Origin of the sequence: Rhizobium sp. NLR10b (assembly GCF_019685435.1) — a bacterium.
Taxonomy (GTDB): Bacteria; Pseudomonadota; Alphaproteobacteria; order Rhizobiales; family Rhizobiaceae; genus Rhizobium.
In genome coordinates this window covers 43,090-60,003 of sequence record NZ_JABDWV010000009.1, presented here as the reverse complement: position 1 = coordinate 60,003, position 16,914 = coordinate 43,090, and the positions used below count along the sequence as shown (strand labels likewise).

At 58.2% G+C, this 16,914-nt stretch carries 17 protein-coding genes and 1 pseudogene; 4 read left to right on the top strand and 14 right to left on the bottom strand.

All coding sequences use genetic code 11. The features are described 5' to 3' along the window. The first annotated feature begins 67 nt into the window (after positions 1 to 67). Positions 68 to 316 (top strand): hypothetical protein, encoded by a 249-nt coding sequence (locus HJB91_RS16265; protein WP_210628774.1) that lies wholly within the window; start codon positions 68 to 70, stop codon positions 314 to 316. Positions 317 to 408: 92 nt separating this feature from the next. On the opposite strand, the pseudogene HJB91_RS30785 reads toward HJB91_RS16265, so the two are convergent. The 3 genes and pseudogenes from HJB91_RS30785 to HJB91_RS31270 form a co-directional block, all read right to left on the bottom strand. Beyond that, positions 409 to 725: pseudogene (locus HJB91_RS30785) on the bottom strand (succinoglycan biosynthesis protein exoi). A gap of 120 nt (positions 726 to 845) precedes the next feature. Further along, on the bottom strand, positions 846 to 1,217 hold the full coding sequence (locus HJB91_RS16260) for a hypothetical protein (protein ID WP_210628775.1): 372 nt from the start codon (positions 1,215 to 1,217) through the stop codon (positions 846 to 848). Positions 1,218 to 1,544: 327 nt separating this feature from the next. After that, entirely contained in the window at positions 1,545 to 1,781 is a 237-nt protein-coding gene (locus HJB91_RS31270; RefSeq protein ID WP_405048791.1) for a hypothetical protein, read from the bottom strand. Positions 1,782 to 2,419: 638 nt separating this feature from the next. Here HJB91_RS31270 and HJB91_RS16250 point away from each other — a divergent pair. Beyond that, a complete protein-coding gene (locus tag HJB91_RS16250) occupies positions 2,420 to 3,382 on the top strand; it encodes a sterol desaturase family protein (protein ID WP_221155419.1) in 963 nt (320 codons plus the stop codon). A gap of 572 nt (positions 3,383 to 3,954) precedes the next feature. Here the strand turns inward: HJB91_RS16250 and HJB91_RS16245 are convergent. From HJB91_RS16245 to HJB91_RS16235, 3 genes are all read right to left on the bottom strand, one after another. Beyond that, a complete protein-coding gene (locus tag HJB91_RS16245; RefSeq protein WP_221155566.1) occupies positions 3,955 to 4,725 on the bottom strand; it encodes an SOS response-associated peptidase in 771 nt (256 codons plus the stop codon). A gap of 256 nt (positions 4,726 to 4,981) precedes the next feature. Continuing rightward, positions 4,982 to 5,302 carry a hypothetical protein gene (locus tag HJB91_RS16240; protein WP_221146788.1) on the bottom strand — a complete coding sequence of 107 codons (321 nt, stop codon included), beginning with the start codon at positions 5,300 to 5,302 and terminating at the stop codon, positions 4,982 to 4,984. 2 nt (positions 5,303 to 5,304) lie between these two features. Continuing rightward, positions 5,305 to 5,505 (bottom strand): hypothetical protein, encoded by a 201-nt coding sequence (locus HJB91_RS16235; RefSeq protein ID WP_210631676.1) that lies wholly within the window; start codon positions 5,503 to 5,505, stop codon positions 5,305 to 5,307. 343 nt (positions 5,506 to 5,848) lie between these two features. Here HJB91_RS16235 and HJB91_RS16230 point away from each other — a divergent pair, with 343 nt between their 5' ends. Next, complete coding sequence (locus tag HJB91_RS16230) at positions 5,849 to 8,197, top strand: PAS domain S-box protein (protein ID WP_221155417.1); 2,349 nt, start codon at positions 5,849 to 5,851, stop codon at positions 8,195 to 8,197. 268 nt (positions 8,198 to 8,465) lie between these two features. Here HJB91_RS16230 and HJB91_RS16225 read toward each other — a convergent pair whose 3' ends face one another. From HJB91_RS16225 to HJB91_RS16205, 5 genes are all read right to left on the bottom strand, one after another. Continuing rightward, positions 8,466 to 9,242 carry a molybdopterin-binding protein gene (locus HJB91_RS16225; protein WP_221155415.1) on the bottom strand — a complete coding sequence of 259 codons (777 nt, stop codon included), beginning with the start codon at positions 9,240 to 9,242 and terminating at the stop codon, positions 8,466 to 8,468. Next, a complete protein-coding gene (locus tag HJB91_RS16220; protein WP_210628781.1) occupies positions 9,239 to 10,093 on the bottom strand; it encodes a cytochrome b/b6 domain-containing protein in 855 nt (284 codons plus the stop codon). The genes HJB91_RS16225 and HJB91_RS16220 overlap by 4 nt, the downstream gene beginning before the upstream one ends. A gap of 109 nt (positions 10,094 to 10,202) precedes the next feature. Beyond that, a complete protein-coding gene (locus HJB91_RS16215; RefSeq protein WP_221146785.1) occupies positions 10,203 to 10,829 on the bottom strand; it encodes a hypothetical protein in 627 nt (208 codons plus the stop codon). 66 nt (positions 10,830 to 10,895) lie between these two features. Next, a complete protein-coding gene (locus HJB91_RS16210; RefSeq protein ID WP_221155412.1) occupies positions 10,896 to 11,486 on the bottom strand; it encodes a TetR/AcrR family transcriptional regulator in 591 nt (196 codons plus the stop codon). Positions 11,487 to 11,545: 59 nt separating this feature from the next. Next, positions 11,546 to 12,373 (bottom strand): oxidoreductase, encoded by an 828-nt coding sequence (locus HJB91_RS16205; RefSeq protein WP_221155411.1) that lies wholly within the window; start codon positions 12,371 to 12,373, stop codon positions 11,546 to 11,548. 78 nt (positions 12,374 to 12,451) lie between these two features. On the opposite strand from HJB91_RS16205, the gene HJB91_RS16200 reads away from it, so the two are divergent. Further along, a complete protein-coding gene (locus HJB91_RS16200; RefSeq protein WP_221155410.1) occupies positions 12,452 to 13,378 on the top strand; it encodes an AraC family transcriptional regulator in 927 nt (308 codons plus the stop codon). A 54-nt stretch (positions 13,379 to 13,432) separates the two neighbouring features. On the opposite strand, the gene HJB91_RS16195 is transcribed toward HJB91_RS16200, so the two are convergent. The 3 genes from HJB91_RS16195 to HJB91_RS16185 all read right to left on the bottom strand — a co-directional run bounded on the left by HJB91_RS16195 (position 13,433) and on the right by HJB91_RS16185 (position 16,485). Next, the gene (locus HJB91_RS16195; protein WP_221155409.1) at positions 13,433 to 14,122 is read right to left on the bottom strand and encodes an aspartate/glutamate racemase family protein; all 690 of its coding nucleotides are present in this window, start codon (positions 14,120 to 14,122) and stop codon (positions 13,433 to 13,435) included. Positions 14,123 to 14,448: 326 nt separating this feature from the next. Continuing rightward, on the bottom strand, positions 14,449 to 15,867 hold the full coding sequence (locus HJB91_RS16190; RefSeq protein WP_221155407.1) for an MFS transporter: 1,419 nt from the start codon (positions 15,865 to 15,867) through the stop codon (positions 14,449 to 14,451). Between the two features lie 84 nt (positions 15,868 to 15,951). Further along, on the bottom strand, positions 15,952 to 16,485 hold the full coding sequence (locus tag HJB91_RS16185; protein WP_221146884.1) for a TetR/AcrR family transcriptional regulator: 534 nt from the start codon (positions 16,483 to 16,485) through the stop codon (positions 15,952 to 15,954). Between the last annotated feature and the right edge of the window lie 429 nt (positions 16,486 to 16,914).

Below are 16,914 nucleotides of genomic sequence, written 5' to 3'. Positions count from 1 at the left end.
AGGCTGATGCACTACGGTTTTCTTATCGCGCTCCGAGCGAACTGTTGCGACGCTTAGGGAGGATGATATGGCGGACTTCAATCTCTTACTTCAGCTGGAAGACGTGAACGTGATTTCGGATGCTGTTCGTACTTGGTTCCGGCACAATCACGCCGCGCCGACGGAACAATCAATGCAGCTTCTTTGCAGCTCGGCAGTCGACCTATTTAATGAAGGACATAAGACGCGCGAGGAGCTGGTCACGCTGCTGATCATGAAGTTTGATAGCAGTCATTCGCTGCAGGTCAACGCGCCGACGTCCACATCTCATCATTGACCAGTGATATCGGCCATGAATGCCGAGCGCCGGCAGGTGACCGACAGGGTCGCCACGCAAGCGGCCTTTCCAATTCAGGCCATCTCCGCTCATTACGATTTCGCTTTCCGCCAGCCGGCGGCCCAAGCTTAAATTCCGAGCAGAACCATCGTTCTCCATACGTGGGGCTGATCTTCGTCTGCTCGTCGTATCGCTGCCCCGGCACATGGAAGATGCGCTCGCCAGTCTCGATGGAGATGTTGCCCTTGATCCTGCACGATAGACCGGAGCCGCCAGAAGCGCCCCAGGAGGCCAGCATGTCGCTTGCGGTCCAGCCGCCGGCTGCACCAAACGCGACCGCGCCGATGACCAAACCCGGCGCCCTGAACAGCACCGATTTCTTCTGCGGAACGCGATACTCCTGACGCATGCCGCATCCCCGTCATTCGCGCGAGGATTGTAGCCGCGCTAGAGCATGGCGAATATCTATCCAAAAGGCTTATCTGGACCTGCTTGGGCTGAGCGGCCCTGAAGGTTCCAGTACGCCGGACTACTTGGCGACATGCCAAACTCCGCCGACGCCATCGCCGGTCATATCGCCAGGCTTCTTGTCTCCGGCGAAGGTGTAAAGCGGCTTTCCTTGGTAAGCCCACATCTCCTTGCCGTCGGCCGCCTTGACAAGTGACCATTCGCCTTCGGCCTTGGCCTTGGCGGCGGCGTGGAAGGCCGGCCATTTCTTCAAGCAGGCCTCGTCGCAGTTTGATTTGCCCATGGCGTCTTTGTCGAACGTATAGAGTGTCATACCTTTGGCGTTTGCCAGGATCTTACCCATCTTCGTGTCGACCATTTTGGCCGGTTCCGCTGCAAAAGCCGAAAAGACAGTCGCAGCCAACAGGCCCATGGAGACGATCAGCGTTTTCATGAATACCTCCAGTTCGGGAGTGCCAGCGGGATCTGGCAGGGTCCGATGTGAGCAAGAAACGCTCCGGCGAGGTGGCGGTTCCGTGATCTAACTGACGGCGATGCAGATTCGGATTTGTCTTGTGTGGATGAGCGACGGGGCTGTAGCCTGGCTGCGGCATTGGCTCAAGATTAACTGATGAACCCCGCGTTTAAAAAAAGCCCCGCGCGGCTCGCGGGGCCAGTGAGCGTGCATGGCAAGGCGGTTGAGGGCGCCTAGCGCACGCTCAGGACTAACGTAGGGCCGCGATGAAGGTTCCCGAGGCTCATCCTTTTGGCGGGCGTCAAATCAGCAGCCGACGTCAGTCGCACCAATCATTTCGCTGCTTCGGGCTCCACGTCCTGGCGAAACCTTCCGAAGCAGCTTCTTGCCGATTTCTTCACCATTCGTACGGTAGATGTTGATGAGCGGCCGATGCGATGGCGTCTTGTCGACCGAGCCGCTGAACACCACCCTCAGACCCTTTTCAGCCAAAAGCTCTTTTAACCTGCCCTTGGCGATCAGGGCCAGCTTCCATTCCTTCATGCATTCGGCATGGCTCCCGATCTCCGGCCTCTCGATGCCGGAGACGAACGGAACTCCTTCCCCAGCAGTCTCATGTTCTGCCCATCCCATTTCACGGTGTCGCAGTCGACCGCCGTCAGAGAGGCGCAGATGATCAGCCCAGCAATCATCTCGAGGAGCTCCGTTTCCTCAATTCATTCCATGTGGTCGCCATCTGGGGCGAATTGGTCAGCGCCGGCTTGCCGCTGTCGCTCATCCAACCTCCTGGAAAGTCGATGCCGGATCAATGGACCATTTCGGCCAAAACTCCAATGCCAAAAAACCCCGCCTTCGGTAGGGCGGGGCCAGTTATGGGTTGCGCTGGGCCGCACATCGAAGTGTCGAGAGGCTGCTGTGGAACAAATCTCACCACGGCCTAAGGTCCTACGACGGCGCTGCCTATTATTGTTCCCGTCCTAAGTTCTTTTCATGAGCCTGTCGGCCGACCATGTAATTCCAGAAGTTTTTCGGAGTGCTCCTCGACCCTCCTGCATGCCTCCCGGCACTGCACTTCCACCGCCGGTAATACATCAAAAGGACGCCCCGATCGTCCTTTGAGCAATGTGGCAAAAGCGCATCGTCAGGACCAAGCTGTAAGGGTTCGTGTTTGGAGCAGTGCCATGGTGCTGGTCGAATACTGCCTGCACAAGCTTGGAAGCTTTTTTTACAACACTTATTATCTGAATGGTAAGGCAATGGCGCTCAGTTTCGCCATTTCCATTGGCCTGGTTCTGACGGTCTTCGCGGTGGAACTCACCTATGTGGGGTTCGGCAATTCCGGGTTCCGTCGGGTTTTCTTCGAACGCAGCAAATCCACAATCACCGACATCGTCTATTTCGTCCTTCAGGCGACGGGAATGATTACGCTATTCGCGGCCCTCGCATCATTTGGTCTTTCCTATGCCATCACCCACGCGGCTCAGGATGCCCCCCACCTGGGCCTTGCCCGGAGGCTGCCTGGCTTGGCACATGTTCTCTTGTTCCTAGTGCTGTCAGACTTCTTGAGCTATTGGCAGCATCGGTTGATGCACCGGCTGCCCGTACTATGGCGGCTGCACGAATTTCACCACGCAGCCGAAGAGTTCAACGCGCTGACTTCGTCGCGGGAGCATCCGCTGGAGAAGGCCATAAACATGGCCATTATGGTCGTTCCGGCGCTGCTTATCGGCCTGCCAACGGCCGAATTCGCCTTCGTGACCATCACCTTTGGCGCCATTGGTCTGGTCAAGCACAGTGCCATTCCCTGGCATGGCTGGTTTGGCAAATACGTGATCCAGTCACCACGCGACCACTTCATCCATCACTCCCGAGTGCCGGAACATCACGACAAGAATTTCGCCAATTATTTCCCGATCTGGGATCATTTGTTCGGCACCTATTACGAGGGCGATGCAGACGGTGCAAAGCTCGGTCTGGACCGCGACTACTTCAACCAAACCGATCCGTTCCGCGAAACCATCGCCACGGAAATTCGTTTCTTCCAACGCGCGTGGCAAGCTGCCAAGGCCAAGTGCGGCATAAGCCCCATAAGGGGAAAACCTGCCTCGCCGCGGGGGCTGTCGGGCCACAAACAGCGCCGGTAGCGCGAAGCTGGCATCGCTCTGTTGTGATAAGCGACAGCTTTCTGGAATCAACGAACTAGAGCTTTTCCGGGTTAGATTGAAGCATTCTGTTGGCTCAAACGGAGTCGGATGGTCGACCGGCCGGCGCGCGTCGTAGCCCAGTTCTACGGCCAAGCCGGCCGGTCGATCAGCCGGCCCGTTTCAGCCAACCCTCCCGCAGATTTGCCTGGCAAATCTGCAAGACCTTGGAATCGCCGGACGCACTTGTCGCTTCGCACACGGCGAAGCGGTGCGGCCGGTGGGCCGGGCATCTCTAGCCAGGATCAAAGGCGATCGGCTCGGACGTACCTGGGGTATGCCCGTCGCCAATCGCCTTCGCCCTGACGAAAACCTGCTCCGGCAGAATGCTTCAATCTAACCCGGAAAAGCTCTAGCTCCGATTGACAGAAATGACAGCGCGTTTCGACCGTCCTCGATTGGGAAAAGCCGAAGCTTTCCCACTTCGCGCAGCCGGCGACACTGCAATAGTGCTCGATGGTCAGTTAGCGCCCGGCGCTGCTGAATGCCCTTATGCCCTTCTCCACGAATAGTGATCATAGCAAACTCGTTTGCACCGGCTCCCCGGCGTTGCTGACGATGGTCGAACCGTAGGCCTCGCGCGAGATCACCCTGATTGCGTCGTTCGGCAGCGGGCGGGCGAGCGCCTTTGCCTCTTCCCACGGGGCGCGCATCCACACGTCGACTTCTTCTTGTGTCAGCAGCAGCACAGGCATCGCCCTTTGATGGATTGGCCGTACAACATCGTTCGGCTCGGTTGTGAGGAACGCGTAAAGGTCGTCGGTCGTCAATCCGTCCTTGACTTTGCGGACGCTTTGCCACTGCGGAACGTGGACGCCCGCGAAAAACATCAGCGGCTTGCCTTCGTCACGAGCGAACCAAGCGTTCGGGGTGCTTCCCCCGTCCTGTTTGCTGGCGGGGTCGGGTTCGGCAAAGCTGGTCACCGGCACTATGCAACGGCTCTGGACACCGAACCATTTCTTCCAGTGGGGAACATTCAGGTTCCGGATGTTGGTAACGCCCTTGTCGGGCTCCATACGGATGAGCATGTCCATGTCGACGGGCTTGCCCTTCTGGCGCAACTTCTCTGCCCGAGCCTCGGCCGCCTGCTTTATTACGAAAAATGGCGAGGGAAGACCCCACCTCGCATGGACAAGCTGCTTGCGGCCATCTGCTGTGTTGCGGACGATCGGGCCCATCTGGTCCGGGTTCATCTGGTAGGCCGGCATCAAGTTGACCAGACTCTCGACGTCTTGGGTCCACTTATTCACCCAATCCTTCGCGTCCATCCGGTATAAATTGCACACATCTCCCTCCCTCGGCGTCCATACGCCATTGTTGTCCACTTCGTTCGCGTCGATGAACTGGCCGTTCCAACAATCCCGGAATTGCTCCGCAGCTTCGCGGCTGCCGAAGCAAAAGACAAGATAGCTATCCTACTCGATCGACGCGCTATAGCTCTTCGATCTGCTGTCCAGTACGAGCGCCGAGGTGATGACCTTGCCTCGATCTCGAACAGAATAGCGGTGTTCGCCGCCTGGCTTATCTCGACGCGACGCCATCCTACAAAACTCCGTCTTCCCAAATTGGCTTTTTGACCGACGTCACTTTGACCAGTCGGCGCACTGGAAGCTTGCCGATTTCAGACCCCCAAATCTGGACGACCTTCAGGTTCATGTATTCCCTTCGGTCGCAGAGCTGACAACGGAACCGGCCCGCCACGCGATCGAGGCTCACGTCCTTCGTCAGCTTCAACAGATCTCGCGGAAAAAACCGGTAAGTCCTTCGACAAAGCTGGCACGTCACCTCGAGCAATTGATTAGCGTCAGCCGCGTCGCGCAGGGTCCACCCGCGCAACTTCTTGGAATAGTTCATTTCCGGCATTGTCAGTCTCGGCCGTATCTCGGCCGCCACCCGCGCGTGATGCCTCGGCCCATCGCGCCTTCGGTCAGCACTAGCTGCCAGCGAAGGTAACGGATGTCTGCCAGGAGCGTTCCTATCGCCGCTTGCGCATCGCCTTTGTGATAGGCAAGCACCTCGGCAATCTCATCATCAACAATGGCTTCGCCGATCGGCTGCTCGCGCATATCCGTGCTCCATACTTTAGTTTTCAGATTGGCGGCCGCCTCGCCCGATGTTCTTATTATGTTCACGCGCGCGATGGAGTCAATAATCCTCTGTTTCTTTTCGAGGGCGGCCGACGTCTTGGCGGCGTGGAGGGCCGTTCCGTCCTCTAGGGAAGCTGAGGGGTCACAAGGCAGCCGAGATGTTTTCCCCGCCAGCACTTGAAAGGCATCGTCCAGCTTCCTGTCGTCCACGAGATAAAATGCGTCCCGCTTTGGCAGTGAAAGAGCCAAGCGACCGCCAGCTTGTGTGATACGGTGCAGCTTATCGACTTCGTGGGCGAGGTTCTACTCGAGGAGCTTTGCGGTGGCTGACGTACGGGAATTAGAGCGACTCCTCGCGGACGGCAGGGCTGAGAACGCAGTCTTGCGGGAGAGCGAGGCTAAGTTTCGTGCCGTTTTTGAAACCATGACAGAAGCCTGCTGCATTTTCGAGATGATCTATGACGACCTTGGCAGGCCCGTAGACTGGAAGATTCTGGAAGCAAATGCTGCCTACGAAAAACAGAGCGGATTGAAGGATGTCGCAGGCAAGTTGGCCAGTGAGGTCATGCCTGGAACGGAGGCATATTGGATTGAGACATTTGGCCGGGTGGTTGAAACCGGAGAGGCCGAGCAGATTGAAAGGTGGCACCAACCCACCGGACGATGGATCCATAGTTCTACAGCACGCGTCGGCGGCTCTGGAAGCAGGCGCTTGGTCAGCGTTTTCTATGACATCACCGAACGCAAACGCGCCGAGATCGCCCTGCGCGAAAGCGGGGAGCGGCAGGCATTCCTGCTCGAACTCAGCGATACGCTTCGACCCCTGGCGGACCCGGCAGCGATCCGGCTCGCTGCCGCAACGGTCCTTGGTCGATATCTCGGCGCAAGCCGCGTCGCCTATGGAGAAGACACTGAGGATGGCGAGAGCTTCGTCGTGTCCCCGAACTACGTCGATGGCGCGCCCGACATGGCCGGGACGTTCCGCTACGCTGACTACGGGTCAGACATCCTGGCGGATCTGCGCGCCGGGCATAACCGCATCCAGCCCGACCTGGCTCAGGACGAAAGGTTGAGCGAAGCGGAGAGAGGAGCTTTCGCCGAGGCGGGCATCGGTGCGTCCCTTGATGTACCGTTGGTAAAGGCGGGAAGACTCGTCGCCTGGCTGGGGGTCAACTACGCCACGCCGCATGCGTTCACGCCGTACGAGATCCAATTGACTGAGGAAACAGCGGAGCGAACATGGGCGGCCGTCGAGCGCGCCCGCGCCGAAGCGGCGCTGCGCGAGAGCGAAGAGCGGTTTCAGCAGTTCGCCAACGCCTCCGCAGCAGCGCTGTGGATCCGAGACGCCGAGACGCTCGACATGGAATTCGTCAGCCCGGCCATCGCGACAATCTATGGCGCCGAACCCGACACTTTCATCGGCGACATCAGGCGGTGGGCCGCGATGATCGTACCTGAGGATCGGGCGACCGCCATGAACCACATCAATCAGGCGCGCCACGGCGAGCCGGCCGTCGATGAATTCCGCATCCGGCGGAACGATGGTTCATTCCGTTGGATCAGGGACACAGGCTTCCCGCTCTATGACGAGAAGCGCAACGTGGAGCGCGTTGGCGGCATCGCTGAGGACGTCACCGAGACGAAGATGGCCGTCCAGCACCAGGGCGTGCTGCTTGCCGAACTGCAGCATCGCGTCAGAAACATCATGGCGATGATTCGATCCACCGTGGTGCGGTCTGCCGACGGCGCTGTCGACGTCCAGGGCTACCAGACGTCGCTCGCTGGTCGGCTGTTGGCTTTGGCCCGGGTTCAGACATTGCTCACGTGTCAAGCCAATGCCGGCGGATCGCTGCGCGGTATCCTCGAGAGCGAAATCGGAGCGCAGGCGCATTCCGAAAACCAGTATGAACTGACCGGCCCCGATCTTATGCTCTCCCCCAAGGCCGTCGAAGTCTTGACCTTGGCGTTCCACGAACTTTCCACCAATGCTTGGAAATACGGCGCCTTGTCGGTCCATGGCGGCAAGGTATCGGTCACGTGGACACCCTTCGAGAAGCGGGAAAAGCCGTGGCTCGCCATCGACTGGGTGGAGGAAGGCGCGCCATCGCGGCCGCCACCGACCCGCCGCGGTTTCGGCTCCGAATTGATCGAGGCGAAAATACCCTACGAACTTCGTGGCACAGGCAAAATGTCGATTGAGCCAAGCGGTGCTCACTGCCACATTGAGTTTCCGCTCAGAGAAGCTGAAAGCATACTGGAGACTGACGCCCCGGCGCCAACGCGACTATACGGAGGAACTCTCGACATGACCGGAGCGCCGGACCTCACTGGAAAGACCGTTCTCGTGGTCGAGGACGACTATTACATCGCATCTGACACGGCGGCAGCATTGCGAGGAGCCGGTGCGGAGGTCTTTGGCCCGTGCCCGACCGAGGAGGACGCGCTGCGGTTTCTCGATGAAGAGACGCCAACTGCAGTTGTGCTCGACTTGAATCTTGGCGGAGGTGGCCCGCGGTTCGAGATCGCACATAAACTTCTTGAGCGCGGGACGCCATTCGTTTTCCTGACGGGGTACAATCCGGATGTGATCCCCGATGAACTGGCTGATGTCGCCAGGCTCCAAAAGCCGTTCACGCTGGGTGATGTCGTCGAGGCGGTCAGCAAACTGTAGGACGAAACCTGTGTCAGCACATGTCTCCTTTTGGCGCGCATTTCTGCCATCTCTGTAACTGCGGGATTAGTCTGCCACCGCTCCACACAAAGTGAGGAAGAACCCGGTTAACTCAACGGCATGATGAAGCGTTGCAGCGCAACCCGTGTTTCGCATTTGGTTTGGCTGATCTCGACCTGTCATGAAGAAGCGGTCGCTGAAATCGGCACGACTTTCTGAACTTCGCGTCTGCTCATGAACTGTCACCCTGCGGTTCACCTTGATCGCATTAGATGCCGGCGTACCACTCGTACCCGCGGTCTTCCCAATAACCGCCCTTTCCGCCCCACAGACCGGCGAAGCTGTCGACCAGTTCGATGCGCATGATGTATTTTACCTGTTTGTAACCGAGCTGCCGTTCGACCCTGAGGCGCAAGGGAGCGCCGTGGCCGACGCTGAGGTCCTGGCCGTTCATCTGGTAAGCGAGGATGGTTTGAGGATGAACCGCATCGATGAGATCGATGCTCTCGTAGTAGCGGCCACTCCCGTCGAGCGTCTTTTCGAGCTCGTCGGCACAATGTAGCACGACATAACGCGCCGTTGGCTTGAGCCCGGTCAGACGCAGCAGGCTGGCAAGCGGAACGCCCGTCCATTTGCCGATGGCGCTCCAGCCCTCCACACAGTCATGGCGGGTGATCTGCGTGCGGGCCGGAAGCGCCTTGAGATCGGCGAGCGAAAACTCTCCAGGCCGATCGACAAGACCGTCGATCTTCAACCGCCAGGCTGCAAATTTGCCGTCCGCCAGTTCAACGTATTCATCGCTGTCGGGAGCACTCGTTCCATTCACCCGGAACGACGGGGAAATGTCCTTTTCATCAAACTCGCGCGCCAGGGCATCGCGCCCCTGAAGCAGTCTCTGCACCGTCATGGTAAGGTGCTCGGCTGAACGAAGGACGTTGGCGACGTCTGCGTTCTGCTCAAGCAGGTCACATCCTGAAAGGGTCAGCGCGCTGGCGCCAAGTGTGCCGCCAATCAGAAAGCGGCGTCGGGTGAGAAGCTTACTCATGACTTAGGGCCTTTTTCCTCGATCGCATAGCGTCCGGTGATCATCGAGCGGATGTTGTTCCAGGTCCCGGAAAGCACGACCATCGCCACATGGACGATAACGAAGATGACAAGTGCTGATGCTGTGATGAAGTGGATCGTGCGCGCGGACTGGCGCCCGCCGAAGATATCGACCAGAGCGGGAATTGCGGCGTCGATCCCGGGCGACATGGTCAGACCCGTGAGGACCATCAGCGGCAGCAGAATGACAATGACAGCTAGATAAGTGAGCTTTTGAAGCGCATTGTAATGTTTGGCCTCCTCCCCTTCGGGGAAGCGAAGACGGACATGGTCCAGAACCTCCCGGGCGAGATGGCGCGGCGAGAGTTGACGGGCCTTCGGCGCCAGGTCTCGCCTGAAATGTCCGTTCAGCAAGCTGAAGCTTAGGTAGAGAATACCGTTGATGACGAACAGCCAGGCAAAGAAGAAGTGCCAGCGACGTCCCGACGCGAGATCCTGGAAGGATGGGATTGTTGCCCAGGACGGGAAAGCTCGCGCGGTCGGCTCCCCATCAACATTGGAAACGCCGAGGACGCCGGTCGTGGGAATCTGTAGCCCCGCGACACGCACGAACCCGTTTGGCATGCCGCCTTCATCATTGGAGCCGATTGTCAGCACCGCGGGATCGCCGTTCGCGCCGTAATGACCCCAGTAGAGCTCGGGGTGGGCATTGAAGATCTGCAGTCCGCTCAAGAGAAGGAAGCTCAGGCAGAGAACGTTCAGCCAGTGCGTAAGCCGGGTCACAACGGAGTGGCGGCGGATGAAGATCGTCCGAGGATATTGAACATTGTCATTGGAGGCGTCTTCGCTCATCTCAGCGTCTTTCGTCTGTGACATCTCACGGCTGCAGATCAAGCAGCATCGATCTGTAGTCGCTGGCCGATGCATTGGGGCGGCTGCTCCGGCCAGTGACGACGTGGCTTTACATGGGGGGAACCACGCCATTCTTGCCGACCACAACCTGATGAGCGATGGGGCCGGCTGCAGATTTCTCGGCGGTGATGAAGACCACGGCGCCGGGAACGAGATCATCCTTGGTTGCAGCAGCAATGGTCACGACAGGTGTCCCATCCGGAATGGCGATCTTCTTTTCCTTGCCGTGATAGGTGACGGTGACGGTCCGACCATCGACGCCTTTGACGGCATCGGCGACCGTCGCATTGGTCATGCTGCTGTCGGGCTTCAGATCCCAACCGTAGCTGCCTTCGCCAAGACCCTTCATCGCCGGCGGGAAGATCAGGACTTCGAGCGCGCCATCGCCACCGCTGGCCTTTGGCAAGGATGCGATGCCGACAAAATCACCCGGCTTGATGTCGGCGACTTTGGCATCTGCGACGCTTGCCACTTTCCAGTCGTCGGCCAGGGCGACATCGACGGTCTCGCCTTCGCGCGTTTTCACCTTGAGCGTGGATCCCGCATAGGTGACGATGCTGCCGCGGACATGGATCGGCGCGGCTTTCTGATCTTCGGCATAGACGGGTGCCGCAAGGGTTGTCACAGAAAAAATGCTGGTCAGCCCAAGGGCCAAGGCGGGGAACACGTTCTTCATTCGATTCTTCCTACTAGTTGGTAGTTTTGAGGGCGCGATTTGCCTGAGTAGCCTGGCCACGCAGGATTAGTGAGAAACGGTTGGGGTCATTCGGTCCAGCGCGGGCGTCAGTATTGTGCTGAATACCTCCGGCTTCCCGTAGGCTCTCGCAGAGAGCATTGCGCCGTATACCGTCGCCAGAAATGCTTCGGCTTCGACGTGAGGCTCACTGGTGAGGTCCAGGGAGCCTTCCCTGGAGCCACGCTCCATGACCGACGTCAGCCACGAGGAGATAAAGCGAAAGAATGCCGTAACCTCTGTTGCGACTTCCGGTGGAAGGGATGGCAGTTCACTGGCAAGCAGGGCGCAAACACAATAAGGTCTGCTCGCATCCTCGATGCATTTCGCCCAGTGGTTCGCATAGATTTTAAGGATGTCCAATGCGTCTGGAACGTTCTGTTCAAGGGCCGCCACGCTCGCCTGGCCATCTTCCCGATAACGCTTGACCAGCTCACGCACCAGGTCGACCTTGCTGGGGAAGTGATGGTGGATGCTGGCCTTGCGGATGCCGACGACCTCCGAGATATCGGCGTAGCTGAAGCCATTGTAGCCGCCGCTCATGATGAGGTTTCGGGCGGTGGCCAGGATATCGTCGGAGGTGGTCGAAAGATTGCTCATGCGAACTGTCTACCTTCTAGTAGGCAGAACGTCAATGGAAAAAGTTCAACATTCTGCCGTCATCCGTCTGTCGAAACTGTGACGGCTTTCCACGCTTCGATCTCCTCCTGCAAACGATCGATCCGCGCTGTGACGTGGCGGAGGGCATCGCTGCCAAGGAGAAGTTGCGGTGGAGGATTGTCAGAACCGACGAGTCTCAGAACGGCAGCAGCCAGCTTTTGCGGATCACCGAGCTGCTTGCCGCTCACGGCCTGTCGGGCCTCGCGGATCGGATCAAACAGGCTGTCGTAATCCGCAATAGACCTCTTTGTGCGGATCATGGAACGCCCCGCCCAATCTGTCCGAAATGAGCCCGGGCAAAGGGTTGTCACATGAATGCCGAACGGCGCCATTTCCGAACGCATGACCTCGGAAATACCCTGAAGCGCGAACTTGCTGCCGCAATAGTAAGCGATGCCGGGCATGGTGATCATGCCGCCCATCGACGTGACGTTGACGATAAAGCCGCGGCGGCGCTCACGGAACCTCGGAAGAAAAGCCTTGGCCACCGCGACGGCGCCAAACACGTTCACGTCGAACTGGCGGCGCATCTCATCGATCGGCGATTCCTCGAGTACGCCCTCGTGCCCGTATCCTGCATTGTTGATCAGCACATCGACTGGGCCGTGTTCTTCCTCCGCTTGCTGAATCACGTCCGGGATGCGGTCGAAATTGGTGACGTCGCAAAGGACCGGGTGAAGTGCGGGGAGCGTGGTTGACAACACTTCACGCGAGGCCTCGGAGCGGACGGTCCCGATGACCGTGTGGCCGGCTTCGATGGCGGCAGTGGCGATGGCCAGCCCGATGCCCGAATTCGCTCCTGTAATGAAGAAGGTCTTGCCCGACATTTTCGAAACTCCTTGATCAATCGTGCACGTGCCAGATAATATCAAGGGACAGGTAGATCGATTGCGAACTCTCTGAGATTGTTGTCAAATCCTATGAATGGCACAAAACGGCATTCCACACATGAAGGACTCGTCGCACTGGCCGGACAACTTGCCCCGCGTATCGGGTACAATCAAACTGCGGTCAGTTCTGTCCGTATCCTGCGCACCGAGGCGGTGCTGAACGACATTCCAGTCCTCTACAAGCCTGGGGCCGTGTTCGTATTGCAGGGGAGCAAGCAGGGTATTCTCGAAGGGGAAGTCTACCTCTACGACGAGGACCATTATCTTGCCGTCTCGGTGCCGGTCCCATTCCGGATGACGTCCAAGGCCAGTCCACAGCGGCCACTGCTAGCGGTCTATCTGGAGTTCGATATGCAGTTGGCGGCTGAGATCGCCATGCAGGTCGAAAAACTTGCCGGTCCCGCAGACGCCAAGCCGAGAGGGCTCCTCTCGAGCAGAATGGATAGCGGTATCGAAGACGTCCTGCTGCGCTTGCTGAGGGCTCTCGGCAGCCCGGTCGAGGTCGCCGTGCTTGGAGACTCCATCCTGCGTGAACTGCAGTACCGGGTCATGGTCGGCCCCCAAGGCGGCGCGGTCATCGCGGCTCTACAGCGAAAAGGGACGTCCGGAAAACTGGTTGAGAGCGTGGCGTGGCTGCGGCAGAACTACGCCGGCGAAGTTGCCGTCGCGGATCTGGCCAGAGAGGTGGGCATGAGCGTTCCTTCCTACCACGTTCATTTCAAGAACCTGACAGGCTCAAGTCCGATGCAATACGTGAAGGCGATGCGCCTGCATGAGGCGAGACTTTTGATCGCCCGCCAGAGCGGGACGATCGCGGAGGTGGCAGCTTCAGTTGGCTATGTCAGCCCGGCGCATTTCAGTCGCGATTTCAAACGGCATTTCGGGCGTACCGCATCGGAAGAGGTGAAGTGGGTCCAGCAGCACCTTGGAGAACAGGTCTGACCATTGCCCGGGACTCTTTCGCAAGCCGGTCGAATAGTCAAAATGGGCGGCACGTCATTGCAAAGCAGCTCGAAGGGCGGCTTCGCAATGAACCAGGGTTGTATCGAAGACGCGGACGCCCACATTATCCTGGTTCAGCAGCATCCCTACCTCCGTGCACCCAAGGATAAGACAGTCGCAGCCTCGATCGATCAGTCGCTGCGCAATCAGTTCATACGTCGAGCGACTTTCCTCGCGAACAACATCGCGGCACAGCTCGTCATAGATGATGCGATGGGTTTCCGCTCGATCGTCGGCCTCAGGAATTGTTGGCGACAGCCCTCGAGCGGTCAGGCGATCGGTATAGAAGTTCTGTTCCATCGTGAAGGCGGTCGCCATCAGCCCCGGCCTGCGAAAACCGCTGTCAAGGATAGCTGTCGCAGTTGCGTCCGCGATGTGTACGAACGGTATCGACACCCCGCCCAAGATCTTGTCCGCCACCTTGTGCATGGTATTCGTCGCCATGATGAGGAGGTCGGCACCTCCGCGCTCCAGAGCAATGGCTTTTTCATTCAGGATATTTGCCGCCGCATCCCAATCGGAGGATGCCTGTAGCTTTTCGATCTTTTCGAAGTCAACAGATCGTATGAGAAGCTCCGGCGAATGCAGTCCGCCGAGCCTCTCACGCGTAAGCCTGCAAAGTTCACGATAATAAATCTGGGTCGAGGCCACGGACATTCCACCAAGTATGCCGATCGTCTTCATAGGCTTTTTCCATATTCACGTGTTTCGTCTGTTGCCGCCAAACCGGCGCTTGACCAGAAATCAGGCCCGCTCCTGCCGCCAAGCTCGGCACCAACACCATGTCGTCAGGAAGACCCAACGACAGAGGCCGCTATTTCCAAGGCGTGTATATTCCTTGATTGTCTCCCATTTTTGCAGCGCGAATGAATATGAATCATGGCGTGGTACCTCAAAGTTTCCGTTTCGCTTTGTAGAGAAATGATGGTCTGCCGGTGACCGACCGAGACTGTATGAATGGTCACGCCGTCAGCGGACGAGCCAATGATTAAACCCAGCAATATTCGTGTTCATCGCCGGACCGCTTTGTTCGATGAAAGGCCGGCGGAAAACCATCCGGCGACGAGAAGACAGATTGCTATCGCGATTGCTGCGACGCTGTACGCCCGGCCGATGGAATCGACGTCCGTTGCAGACCCCAAAATCGAGAAGAACAACCCGCCGACGACTGCCGCCGCGAATGCACCGCCAATCTGAAGCATCGAGTTGACGAGGCCGGAGGCCAATCCGGACTCTGTTCTGCCGACCCGTTGCACGACACTTTTCAAAAGGTTTGGAAGCGCGATCCCCTGCCCGATCCCGATGAGAAAGAGCGCAGGAAAGAGGAATTGCGCATGATCACTTGAGATCAGGGCCGCTGTTGCAAACAAGCCGCCAGCTTGCAGCCCCATGCCAACGGCAGCGGAATATCTTCCGAAGACGATGAGGATGCGCTCGCTTGCGAAAGGGCCAAGGACAAAACCGACTGCTGCGGGAAGGATCGCCAGCCCGGCCTCGAAAGGTGTGCGACCAAGGCCGCTCTGCTCGTATACCGAGAATACCAGCCAGAATGCTGCGAGCGAATAGAAAAATAGGGCAGCTATCAGCCCGCGCTTCAATCCCGGAACTTCAAGCAGGCTCGGTGCAAGGATGGGATCTCCTCCCGCCGCCTCCAGGTTTCGCTCATGGCGCCAGAATAGCAGAAAAAGCAGCGGGGAAACGGCAAGCATCAGAAGCAACCAGATCGGCCACCCCTGCTCCCGGCCCTCGATCAGCGGCGCGATCAGTGCAAAAAGCGCCAGCGCAATCAGCAATGCACCGCCCAGATCCAGTTTGCTTGGGTGCTCCGATCGGGTTTCGCGCAACATGATAGAGGCGGAGGGCGCGGCGATCGCGATCACCGGAAGGTTGATCAGAAAGATGGCCCTCCATCCAAGACCGAAGATATTCAGTGCAATCAGCGCTCCACCGAGAAACAGACCAGCCATCGATGCGACACCGAATGTCAGGGCGTAAAAGCTGAGCGCCTTTGATTTTTCGTGGTCTGGGAAAATTGCATTTATTGACGCCAGAGCCTGCGGTGCCATGATTGCCGCAGCAAAGCCTTGAAGGACCCGGCCGACGATCAGCACCGATGGAGACCAGGCAAATCCGCATAAGGCGGATGCGGCGGCAAACGCTACCATTCCAGAGAGAAAGACATTCCGGCGACCATAGAGATCTCCAAGCCTGCCACCGGTGATCAGCATGACCGCATAGGTGGTGGCGTAGCCTGAGATAATCAGCTGCATTGTCGATGCAGAAGCCCGGAAGTCGTCCCGGATCGAGGGCAGCGCCACGTTGACGATGAAGAAATCGAGTGGCGGCAAAAAAGCCCCGGCCAACAGGATGACCAGCGCGACCCATCTGCGCGGATCGAGCTTGTCTTCGGGGTTGCAGGAACGTTCCACATTTATCTCCTTGAAGTCCGTAAACGTCCGCCGAAAAGCGGTCGCAACGACAGTATTTAGGAACCATTCAGTTCCAAATTGAAGTCAGTCAAGCGCCTTTAAGGCAAAGTCGATCATGGCCCTCGTCTCCTCGCGATCCGCTCCTACCTTGCCCAGGACCCGCATGCCCTGGATCTGGCAGACGAGGAACCTCGCAAGTGTCCGCTCGTCCAACGCGGGATCAATTTCGCCTGCAGCTTGAGCCCTGATAATCGTGGCTGCATAAAGGTCCTGCAGTCGTCGAAACAGGCGGGAAATTCGAGCTGAAACTTCTTCATCTGCTGGAAGCATCTCGACAGCTGCCAAGACAACAAAACATCCGCGCAATCCCTCTTTGCCGGAAGAAAAGTGAACCTGCTGCGAAAATGCTGCGCGAATTGCGCCTTTTGGCGATGGGTTGGAATGCAGCGTTTCGCCCACCGTGCGAACGGCATCCTCGATATAGACGTCAAGAGCACTGAGATAGACGCCCCGCTTGTCTACAAAAGCTTTATAGAAACTGCCTCTGGACAGATCCATGCCTTCGAGCAGGTCGGGAAGAGACGCATCGTGATATCCACGTTCCCAGAATACGCCCATCGCCTTGCGAACTGCATCATCGAGTTCAAATTCGCGAGGGCGACCAACGGAGGGGGATGTCTGAGTGCGTTTGGCCATGCGGGCTATATGGAACCATTTGGTTCCGAATGCAAGGGATATTTTCGGAACTTCAGGGGGGACACGGCTGGATGAAACTGGAAACAATGGTCTGAGCAGCCGAGGCCAGCGATCCTGAAGAAACAAGTCCCTGCTCCCCGGAAATCAATCAGTCGAGGCGACATCGATGCCGTCAGCAACGCCATCGAGCTGCCCTGGGAGCAACGGACAGGCCGAGGGCCAGATCGACCGCCTCAAGCCCTTCAAGCGCGCAATGTATGGTCGGGCAGGTGCCGAGGGCCGAATGCTACCACCCTCCACACAAAGTGAGGAACAACCCGGTTAACGCAACGACATGAGCCCGTTCTGCGA

Bases quoted from the DNA above. Each gene is read 5' to 3' on its own strand.
- HJB91_RS16220 (WP_210628781.1), bottom strand. From the start codon at position 10,093: ATGAGCGAAGACGCCTCCAATGACAATGTTCAATATCCTCGGACGATC.
- HJB91_RS16240 (WP_221146788.1), bottom strand. From the start codon at position 5,302: ATGCCGGAAATGAACTATTCCAAGAAGTTGCGCGGGTGGACCCTGCGC.
- HJB91_RS16235 (WP_210631676.1), bottom strand. From the start codon at position 5,505: ATGCGCGAGCAGCCGATCGGCGAAGCCATTGTTGATGATGAGATTGCC.
- HJB91_RS16185 (WP_221146884.1), bottom strand. From the start codon at position 16,485: ATGGGCGTATTCTGGGAACGTGGATATCACGATGCGTCTCTTCCCGAC.
- HJB91_RS16195 (WP_221155409.1), bottom strand. From the start codon at position 14,122: ATGAAGACGATCGGCATACTTGGTGGAATGTCCGTGGCCTCGACCCAG.
- HJB91_RS16250 (WP_221155419.1), top strand. From the start codon at position 2,420: ATGGTGCTGGTCGAATACTGCCTGCACAAGCTTGGAAGCTTTTTTTAC.
- HJB91_RS31270 (WP_405048791.1), bottom strand. From the start codon at position 1,781: ATGAAGGAATGGAAGCTGGCCCTGATCGCCAAGGGCAGGTTAAAAGAG.
- HJB91_RS16225 (WP_221155415.1), bottom strand. From the start codon at position 9,242: ATGAGTAAGCTTCTCACCCGACGCCGCTTTCTGATTGGCGGCACACTT.
- HJB91_RS16265 (WP_210628774.1), top strand. From the start codon at position 68: ATGGCGGACTTCAATCTCTTACTTCAGCTGGAAGACGTGAACGTGATT.
- HJB91_RS16260 (WP_210628775.1), bottom strand. From the start codon at position 1,217: ATGAAAACGCTGATCGTCTCCATGGGCCTGTTGGCTGCGACTGTCTTT.
- HJB91_RS16210 (WP_221155412.1), bottom strand. From the start codon at position 11,486: ATGAGCAATCTTTCGACCACCTCCGACGATATCCTGGCCACCGCCCGA.
- HJB91_RS16205 (WP_221155411.1), bottom strand. From the start codon at position 12,373: ATGTCGGGCAAGACCTTCTTCATTACAGGAGCGAATTCGGGCATCGGG.
- HJB91_RS16215 (WP_221146785.1), bottom strand. From the start codon at position 10,829: ATGAAGAACGTGTTCCCCGCCTTGGCCCTTGGGCTGACCAGCATTTTT.